This is a genomic window from Bacillus sp. AC266 (genome assembly GCF_979253805.1).
The window spans coordinates 183166-192690 of record NZ_CEEDEC010000009.1; the positions used below are offsets into that span (position 1 = coordinate 183166).

Below are 9525 nucleotides of genomic sequence, written 5' to 3' on the forward strand. Positions count from 1 at the left end.
GTTTCCTGATTTTCTCAACCTCATTTCATGCAACTCATATACCATTTTTAACTGAAAATAAGTTAGACGTTGAACTTTAAAGTTTTTTTGTATGAGAAGTAGGTTGTTTTATTTATGTTAATATTTAAAATATTAACATAAATAAGTTGAGATATTAAGTATATTTTAATGAAATGCTTTTATATCGATAAACGGATGTTTGTGATAATTTTTGTTTTATCTATCTATAATGAATGAAAGGGGGAAATGCCCGTGAGCTTACATATTGATTTTATTATACGAATCGGTGTTGCCGGTTTATTAGGAGCAATAATTGGAATTGAAAGGGAAATTCGCTCAAAAGAAGCGGGATTAAAAACACATTTCCTAGTAGCCGTAGGGAGTGCTTTAATAATGGTCGTTTCGAAATATGCTTTTTCGGATATTGTGTTTGAAGAACATATGGCTCTTGATCCGAGCCGGATTGCAGCGCAAGTTGTTAGTGGAGTTGGATTTTTAGGTGCAGGTACAATCATTATTCAAAAGCAGGCAGTGAAAGGATTAACGACAGCGGCTGGTTTATGGGCTACAGCAGGAATAGGGCTAGCAATTGGAGCAGGTATGTATGTTGTAGGGATTGGAGCGATGATTCTCGTTTTGATTGGTTTAGAGATTGTAAGTCGTATTTTTAAGGTGCAATTTTTATTTCCGCAAAATATAACGGTGCAAATGTGTATAAATAAACACGAAGCGGTACAACAAATAGTAGAGACGCTACGAGTGAAAGGTATTCCAATACTTTCATATGAAATTGAAGCCTTACAGCAAGATACAGAAATAGTTTATAAGGTAGGAATGCAATTGAAAAATATATCGTCAGAAGAAAAGAATGCATTTATTCAGCATATGCAAACATTGCCGGAAATTACGTTTATAAAGTTAAAATCATAGTGTTGAAATAGAGGATAGATGTAGCAGGAATTTCGCTATTATCTATCCTTTTTTGACATAAATCACATGTGAAGTCAAGTGTTAATTTCGCTTTGAATGGATACATGTGTGAACGTTCCCTTCTTTTTTCTCAATACAGAATAAATAGTCAGAATAGTAAAATAATGGAGCGGGACACTAAAAAATGTAAGGTAGGGGAGAGCATGAAAGGCTATTCAAAAAAAGTTTTAGTAGGGGTAAGTTTTGCTAGTTTAATGTTAGGGAGTTTTCAAGGAAGCATATTGGCGGAAGATACTAAGGGAGAGCAAGTTTCATATCGAAATGTGCTAAAAATGGAGCCGGTTGGTGTACAACTGCCCGTGGAAGAATTAGCTCATTCATCGAAAGTATTAGAAAGCAAGTCTTTTGAGAAAAGGCTACAATTTGCTGATTTATCGCAAAGACCGCCTGAAGTAAAAAAGGAAAGTAAGCAATTAGCTGTAGCAAAAACTTATACAATTGCTGAATTAAATCAATTAAGCAATCAACAATTAGTAGATTTACTTGTAACAATCGATTGGGAGCAAATTACGGGGCTATTTCAGTTTAATAAGGACAGTCTTGCATTCTATCAAAATGATAGTAGGATGCAGGCAATTATTGATAAATTGAAGCAGCAAGGACAGGCTTATACGCAAGACGATTCAAAAGGGATTGAGACATTAGTGGAAGTTTTGCGATCAGGGTTTTATTTAGGGTTTTATAATACAGAATTAAGTAAACTAAATGAACGTAGCTATCATGACAAGTGCTTACCTGCATTAAAAACGATTGCGAACAATCCAAATTTCAAACTCGGTACGTTAGAACAAAATAAAGTTGTATCATCATATGGGAAATTAATAGGAAATGCTTCGAGTGATGTGGAAACGATAACATCGGCTGCAAAGATTTTTAAGCAATATAATGATAATTTTTCTACATTGGTAGATAATCTTTCAGCTGGAAATGCGATTTACGATATTATGCAAGGTGTTGATTACGATATTCAATCGTATTTGTACGATACGAGAAAAGCACCGAAAGATACAGTATGGTACCAAAAAATAGATAGCTATATTAATGAATTAAGTAGATTCGCGTTAATGGGAACGATTACAGAGAAAAACGGATGGCTTATTAATAATGGGATTTATTATACAGGTAGACTCGGCACATTCCATAGTACAGGGACAAAAGGATTACAAGTTGTAACAGATGCGATGAAAATCTATCCTTATTTAGGTGAGCAATATTTCGTAGCAGCTGAGCAAATTACGACGAATTATGGCGGGAAAGATGCAAACGATAACGTTGTAAATTTAGATCAAATACGAGAAGATGGGAAGAAAAAGTATTTGCCGAAAACGTATACGTTTGATGATGGTGCAATTGTTTTAAAAGCGGGAGATAAAGTGACTGAGGAGAAAGTTAAACGTTTATATTGGGCAGCAAAAGAAGTGAAGGCACAATTCCATCGTACGGTTGAAAGTGACCAACCGTTAGAAAAAGGAAATCCAGATGATGTATTAACGATGGTTATTTATAATAGCCCGGCTGAATATCAATTTAATCGTCAATTGTACGGGTATGAAACGAATAACGGCGGTCTTTATATAGAAGGAACAGGTACGTTCTTTACTTATGAACGTACGCCAGAAGAAAGTATTTATAGTTTAGAAGAATTGTTCCGACATGAATTCACGCATTATTTACAAGGTAGATATGAAGTGCCAGGACTTTGGGGACAAGGTAAGATGTATGAGAATGAGAGATTATCTTGGTTTGAAGAAGGGAATGCTGAGTTTTTTGCAGGTGCAACGAGAACGGACAACGTCGTTCCAAGAAAGAGTATTATAGGAGGACTATCTTCGAATCCAGCAGAACGTTATACCGCAGAGCGAACGTTAAATGCAAAGTATGGAACGTGGGATTTCTATAATTATTCCTTTGCTTTACAATCGTATATGTACAATAAGAGATACGATATGTTTGATAAAGTTCATGATCTTATTAGGAAAAATGATGTAACAGCATATGATGCATATCGCTCTGCTTTAAGTAAAGATGCGAATTTAAATAAAGAGTATCAAGACTATATGCAAATGTTAGTAGACAACCGTGAGAAATATAATGTTCCGTTAGTGTCAGATGATTATTTAGCAACTCATGCACCGAAACCAGTTTCAGATATTGCCGCAGAAATTACAGCGGAAGCAAAATTAAGTAATGTATCAGTAAAGAAAAATAAATCACAATTCTTTAATACATTTACACTGCAAGGAACGTATACAGGTACTGCTGCAAAAGGAGAAAATGAAGACTGGAAAACAATTACGCAAAACGTTAATGATACGTTAAAACGTTTAAGTGCAAAAGAATGGACAGGCTATAAAACTGTAACAGCATACTTTGTGAATTATCGTGTGAATGCATCAGGGCAATTTGAATATGATGTTGTGTTCCACGGTATTAATACAGAAGAAGGTGCAGTGAATAAAGCGCCGGTCGCGGTTATAAATGGTCCGTATAGCGGACATACGAATGAAGCGATCTCGTTTAAAAGCGATGGATCAAAAGATGAAGATGGGAAAATTATTTCTTATAAATGGGAGCTTGGTGATGGTACTGTAAGTAATGAACAAAATCCAACTCACGTTTATACAAAAGAAGGGACGTATACAGCGAAATTAACAGTAACAGACGATAAAGGGTTAACTAATACTGCTACAACAAGTGTAACGGTTCAAAAGAAAGAAGATAACAGTGTAGAAAAAGAGCCAAATAATTCATTCCAAACGGCAAATAAACTGCAGTTAAATCAAGTTTTACGTGCTAGTTTAGGAAACGGTGATACGAGTGATTACTTTGAAATAAATGTAGAAACTGCGAAAAACCTTCAAATTAATGTAACGAAGGAAAATAATATCGGAGTAAACTGGGTTCTTTATTCAGAAGCAGATTTAAATAATTATGTTACGTATGCACAGCAACAAGGAAATAAATTAGTAGGTAGTTACTATACGTATCCAGGGAAGTACTATTTACATGTATACCAGTATGGTGGTGGAACAGGGAATTATACGGTAGAAGTGAAGTGAAAAAAAGGGTCGCCATGAATGGCGACCTTTTTTGTTATGCGTTATACCCGAATAATTTTAGATTTTCTCCTGAGTCTGAAATTATTTTTTCGAATCGCAATCCTGCTTTTTCTAACAGCGTGCCTGAAGCAACATTATCTATAGAAGTAATTGCTACAATTCGTTTCAGTCCGAGCTTTTGTACACCGTATTCGATTACTGCAGCAGCTGATTCATAGCCGTACCCTTTTGAACGGAATTTTTCTAAAAAAGCAAAGCCGATATCAACATCTTCTAATGAATCTCTTTTAATAAGGCCGCACATACCAAGTGGAGTGAGATCTTCTTTTCGTTCAACTAAGTAAAGACCAAAGCCCATTTTATTGTACATATCGACGGGTCCGTTTAAGATGTATTTTTTTGCATCTTCTAAGTTTTTAATGCCTTTATCACCAATAAATTGAATCCATGCAGGATCATTTACTAATTCAAGAATAAACGGAGCATCTTTTACATCGAGCCAGCGAAGAGTGAGTCTTTCAGTTTCAAGAACTATCAATCTATTGCACCACCTTTAAAAGTTATAACAATTAGTATGGATTGTGCGAAATAAAAGTGCAAGTTATTTTAATTGAGAGTTACTGTTCACATAAAGTTCGATTGTTTTGTATAAAAGGATATTTTATAATTAGGATTGATTGTAAAGAGTGAGATACTTATACAATGACTCCTAGGAAACTAGGAGTTTTTACTATATAACTATCATTATTACTAAATATGACACATTACACATTCTACTCAAGGAGGTACATAATGAAGAAATTATATAATGCATCGTTTACTTATTTGATTATCGGTTTATTGTCAGGAATATTTGCTAGGGAGTATGGGAAATATAAAGGGATTTTAGGCTCTACTTTATTAAATCTTTTGCATACGCATACGTTAGTACTTGGCTTTTTCTTCTTTTTAATTGCTTTAGGATTAGCGAAAGTATTCGCGTTTCATGAAGTGAAAGGATTTAATAACTGGTTTATTTTACATAATATCGCATTAACTTTAATGTTAGGATCGCTGGCAGCGAGAGGACTTCTTCAACTAAATGGAGCGGACTTTAAAGGGTTAACTTATATTGTAGGGTTCTCTCATTCTATGATGGCATTTACTTTAGTTTGGTTTATGATTTTATTGAAAAAATCGTCTAAAATATAGTTTTAAAAAAGAACTTGTAGGGAATATTATCTAGGGTAAAATATTTATAATCAAACTACTAAAAAGGTATTACATTTTAATGATGTAGTGCCTTTTTTATTGTAGTTACATTTAAATATCTACGGTATTATATGTAATATAATAATCAAAATATAGGTATAGGAGGATATATAGGAGGTTATATATGAGATATGTTCAGGTATCTTCAAAAACATATAGGGATAATACAGGAAGGAGTATAGACTTTCCTACTCTTCTAGTTGAGTATAATGGAGAGACAACGCTTTTTGAACAATTACACAGATATCAAATAAAGAATCGCAGTAAAAGCAGAACTTGGCATAAGAAGTTAGTACAAGCTGTTGGACTATTGCTTGATTATATGGAAGCTAATCAGAAATATTATTCTTCTCCAAAAGAATTCTTTGATACATTTACGGAGTCTGTTTATTCAGGAACAATAAATGAAGAAGGTTTAGACCCTTCGGGGCTTTATTGGTTACCTAAAAGAGTTGAAACAGCAAATATGCTTTTATCTGCTTTAAATGGGTTATCAGATTGGTTATATGAAGAATATGGAGCTGTTCAATTAAACCCTTGGAGAAAAGCCACAAGATACGAAGAACGACTTAACTGGATGGCACAGATAAACAAAAGTCAGAACTCATTTCTAGGACATTTAAATGATGTTCATGAAATCTCTGAAACTGCAAAGTTAGCTCGCAATGCTGTTAGAAGAAGAAAACCATACTCATCAAAAGGAGATACAAAAGCCTTCCCCGAAAATAAAATACATGAGCTCCTATGGGAAGGGTTTAAGAATACAAGAAAGAACTATGAATTAGACCTTGTTGACCGTTATAACTGGCGTGATATTGCCATTACTATACTGATGCATGGCGGTGGACTTAGGCATAGTGAAGTATTTCATTTATGGGTACAGGACGTATTCCTTGACCATGAAGACCCAAATCTTGCTGTGGTACGAATCTATCATCCAAGCGAAGGAAGAGCCCCGCAGGATTTCAAGAACCCTACTACTGGTAAATATATAACAGACAGAGAAAGCTATCTGCTGTTAAAATATGGTTTACTTCCACGCAATATGTATTCCGCACAGGACAAACGATTTGCAGGGTGGAAAGAGCCAAGACTTGATAACGATGAAGATAAATACATGCATGTTTACTGGTTGTCAAAGGAATGGGGATACATCTTTATGTATGTATGGAAAATGTATATGGCAAAAAGGTTAAGAGATGGAATTAAGGATACTCACCCATTTGCCTTTGTCTCACATTCGCCTAAAACACTAGGAGAAATGATGCCACTTAGGACTCAGAGGGAGTCTCACGAAAAAGCGGTTGAAAAGATTGGTTTGACAGTCGGAAAGAAAGATGGCACTACTCCACACGGACATAGACACGCATATGGTCAAAGACTTAAAAATGCCAATATACCTGACGGCATCAAACAAATTGCCATGCACCACAAATCCATAGAGTCTCAGAACGTATACACAGAGCCAACAGTTGCAGATGTTACAGCTTCACTAAATAATGCCACTGCATCTTTGGATAATGGTTGTGTACTTCCAATGCAGACTGATAGCAGATGATGGCGGTCCAAGTGAACAAGCACTTAGAAACAAAAATGCCGAGGATTACAGGGTTTTGATAAGCAAGTGGGCTGAATACTATAAAACTACCACTAAAAAGCCTAAAAAAGAAAAGAGAACAACCGTAAACGATGATATCTTAGCAAGTATCTCCGAACCACCAACCAAAGCATTGGTTGGTATGCTTATGGCAGAGAATAAAAAGCTCAAAAGAGAAAACTCTCTGCTTAAGGAACAAACAACCTTTACGATTGATTTGCGTCCTATAAACGATATAAGTAAAAATAAGGATGTCGTTATAGTCGAGCCTTCTTATAATCTGACAGATACCGAAATAGATGCGCTGAGAAATGCCATATCAAACGAATTTATGAACCATCAGGGATGGACTACCGATAAATATGGCAGAGTAAAAGAAAACGGCATTCAGGTATATAAGGCAGGATATATAACTGCCATACAAAAAATTCTTAATGAAAAATAAAAAAATACATCCATTATCTCAAAAAAGATTGATTTAATGGATGTATTTTTACATACAGGGGTCACGCCACATTGCCATCAACCTAAGCTTTTGAGATACCCCCATACCGAAATTTTCACCTTTTTACAGTTATTTATGAGAATTCAGCTCATTTTTTCGTTTTGGGGAACAATCAATTTCTTAAGTTGATGGGTATGTGATAATGCTTCCATTTGAACAAATTTTCCTTTTCCATACCGATCACACACCTTTTGTAGAGTAATAGTATCAGCATATCCCAGTTTAAGAGGTTGTTTACAAAATATTTAGAATTTTTTTGCGAGAATCCTCCGAAATGTAATACGGACTTTAAATATTTTCATTTATAATTCTCTATTTGTCTATACTTTTCATACCGCTGTTGTATAAGCTCTTCCGAGGATAATAGTATCAATTTTTTTAGAGATGATTCGATTACAGATTCAATCACTTTTGCCTGTGATTTTATATCATTTTGTGCTCCACCTTTAATTTCAGGAATGATTTCATCAATAATTCCTAAATGTTTTAAATCTTTTGCTGAAATTTTCATATGTTCAGCAGCTTCTGGAGCATACTTAGCGTCCTTCCATAGGATAGATGCTGCTCCTTCTGGCGAAATTACCGAGTACCATGAATACTCTAACATATGGATATGGTTACCGACACTAATGCCAAGAGCTCCACCACTTGATGCCTCTCCAATTACAATACAAACAATTGGCACTTTAAGTGTAGCCATTTCAAATAGATTTCGAGCTATCGCTTCAGAAATTCCACGTTCTTCAGACCCTTTCCCTGGATAGGCGCCTATTGTATCAATAAATGTAATAATAGGGCGATTAAATTTATCAGCTTGTTTCATAAGTCTTAGCGCTTTTCTATAACCTTCTGGATGTGCCATTCCAAAATTTCTTTCTATATTTTCCTTTGTATTTCTACCTCTTTGATGACCAATAACCGTAACGGGTATCCCTTTAAATTTTGCAATACCACCTATCATTGCTTTATCATCACCATATAATCGATCACCATGAAGTTCGAGAAAGTTTGTAAACAATAAAGGTATATAGTCCAATGTCGTGGGCCGGTTACGTAGCCTTGCAATTTGAACTCGTTGAAAAGGTGTAATATTAGAATAAATTTTATCTTGCATTTTATTTAAACGTTTTTCTAATACATGAATTTCTGGCGATAAATCTACATTATTTTCTTTCATAATTTTCTTTAATTCATCAAATTTCTCTTTTAATTCAATAATAGGACGTTCAAAATCCAAACTCATTTTACCCTCCAAATGTTATGATTTACCTCACTCTAATCAAAAGGCTTAGAAATAGAATCAATAAATAATTCAAAACCATCCACAACTATTTTTTGTTCTGATTCTGATAAATTATTGAGAATACTTTGATAAAATGTAATGGATTGCTCTCTTAAGCAATTAACAGTTATGTGACCTTTTTCTGTGAGATGCAGAAAAAGTTCTCTTCTATTTTTTTCATTTACTTCACGATAAATAAGCCCCTTTTTTACTAACTTATCTACCAATCTACTTACAGTTGAAGTCTCTAATCTAAGTTTATTGGATAGTTGCCAAACAGTTAATTTTTCCACCTCTAGTTCCTCTAACGCCATCATTTGAGAAGTTGGTAAAGGTTTTTCAAATGGTCCATTGGGCAAATTTTGAGATTCAAAAACCCCAGTTATTATAATCATTTTCTTAATATCTGTTCTTAGTTTTAAGGCATCTTCTCTTTTCAAATAGGTCACCCTCCTACAACTAATGTATCATACATCAATTGTATTATACATGAATATGTTTTTTTCACAAGCTTAACGTAAGCCAATATTACAACATGGACGAGATATTTCTTCTTGTTAAAATGGTATAAGTGGATTGTTTTCTACAAATGGCAGAACATCAATTATGTATCAGGGGCCTTTATGGGGTACCGCTCATCGCAATCAAGCTAAGAAAATAAAACTACCCAAAAAACGAAAATTTTGTGATAACTTGTAACAAAAAACTCATAATTTTTTGGGGGAGTTCTAAATTCTTAAGTTGATGGGCATGGGGTAGCACCACATGCCCATCAAGTTAACCAAGTAATTTACTAGGTAAGAAATAATCCTTGTTTCAAAACTAGCAAGTGATAAAAAAG

General features: G+C 34.5%; 8 protein-coding genes. 5 read left to right on the top strand and 3 right to left on the bottom strand.

Annotation, left to right across the window (positions count from 1 at the left end):
- Positions 1 to 252 precede the first annotated feature (252 nt).
- Positions 253 to 930 carry an MgtC/SapB family protein gene (locus AC0IXC_RS26825; protein ID WP_002033612.1) on the top strand — a complete coding sequence of 226 codons (678 nt, stop codon included), beginning with the start codon at positions 253 to 255 and terminating at the stop codon, positions 928 to 930.
- A gap of 203 nt (positions 931 to 1133) precedes the next feature.
- Positions 1134 to 4049: a collagenase ColA gene (gene colA / locus AC0IXC_RS26830; RefSeq protein WP_215590035.1), complete on the top strand. Its 2916-nt coding sequence runs from the start codon at positions 1134 to 1136 to the stop codon at positions 4047 to 4049.
- Between the two features lie 34 nt (positions 4050 to 4083).
- Here colA and AC0IXC_RS26835 read toward each other — a convergent pair whose 3' ends face one another.
- Entirely contained in the window at positions 4084 to 4587 is a 504-nt protein-coding gene (locus AC0IXC_RS26835; protein WP_002033615.1) for a GNAT family N-acetyltransferase, read from the bottom strand.
- 254 nt (positions 4588 to 4841) lie between these two features.
- Here AC0IXC_RS26835 and AC0IXC_RS26840 point away from each other — a divergent pair, with 254 nt between their 5' ends.
- From AC0IXC_RS26840 to gmtX, 3 genes are all read left to right on the top strand, one after another.
- The gene (locus AC0IXC_RS26840) at positions 4842 to 5240 is read left to right on the top strand and encodes a DUF2871 family protein (protein WP_002033617.1); all 399 of its coding nucleotides are present in this window, start codon (positions 4842 to 4844) and stop codon (positions 5238 to 5240) included.
- A 184-nt stretch (positions 5241 to 5424) separates the two neighbouring features.
- Entirely contained in the window at positions 5425 to 6858 is a 1434-nt protein-coding gene (gmtY, locus tag AC0IXC_RS26845) for a gamma-mobile-trio recombinase GmtY (RefSeq protein WP_471653587.1), read from the top strand.
- Complete coding sequence (gene gmtX, locus AC0IXC_RS26850; protein WP_255220550.1) at positions 6821 to 7342, top strand: gamma-mobile-trio protein GmtX; 522 nt, start codon at positions 6821 to 6823, stop codon at positions 7340 to 7342. Before gmtY ends, gmtX begins: the two co-directional genes overlap by 38 nt.
- 358 nt (positions 7343 to 7700) lie before the next feature.
- On the opposite strand, the gene AC0IXC_RS26855 is transcribed toward gmtX, so the two are convergent.
- Together AC0IXC_RS26855 and AC0IXC_RS26860 are read right to left on the bottom strand one after the other, a co-directional pair.
- Positions 7701 to 8645, bottom strand: a complete 945-nt coding sequence (locus tag AC0IXC_RS26855; RefSeq protein WP_098655030.1) for an acetyl-CoA carboxylase carboxyltransferase subunit alpha — start codon at positions 8643 to 8645, stop codon at positions 7701 to 7703.
- A 32-nt stretch (positions 8646 to 8677) separates the two neighbouring features.
- Positions 8678 to 9124 carry a MarR family winged helix-turn-helix transcriptional regulator gene (locus AC0IXC_RS26860; protein WP_000817662.1) on the bottom strand — a complete coding sequence of 149 codons (447 nt, stop codon included), beginning with the start codon at positions 9122 to 9124 and terminating at the stop codon, positions 8678 to 8680.
- Positions 9125 to 9525 lie beyond the last annotated feature (401 nt).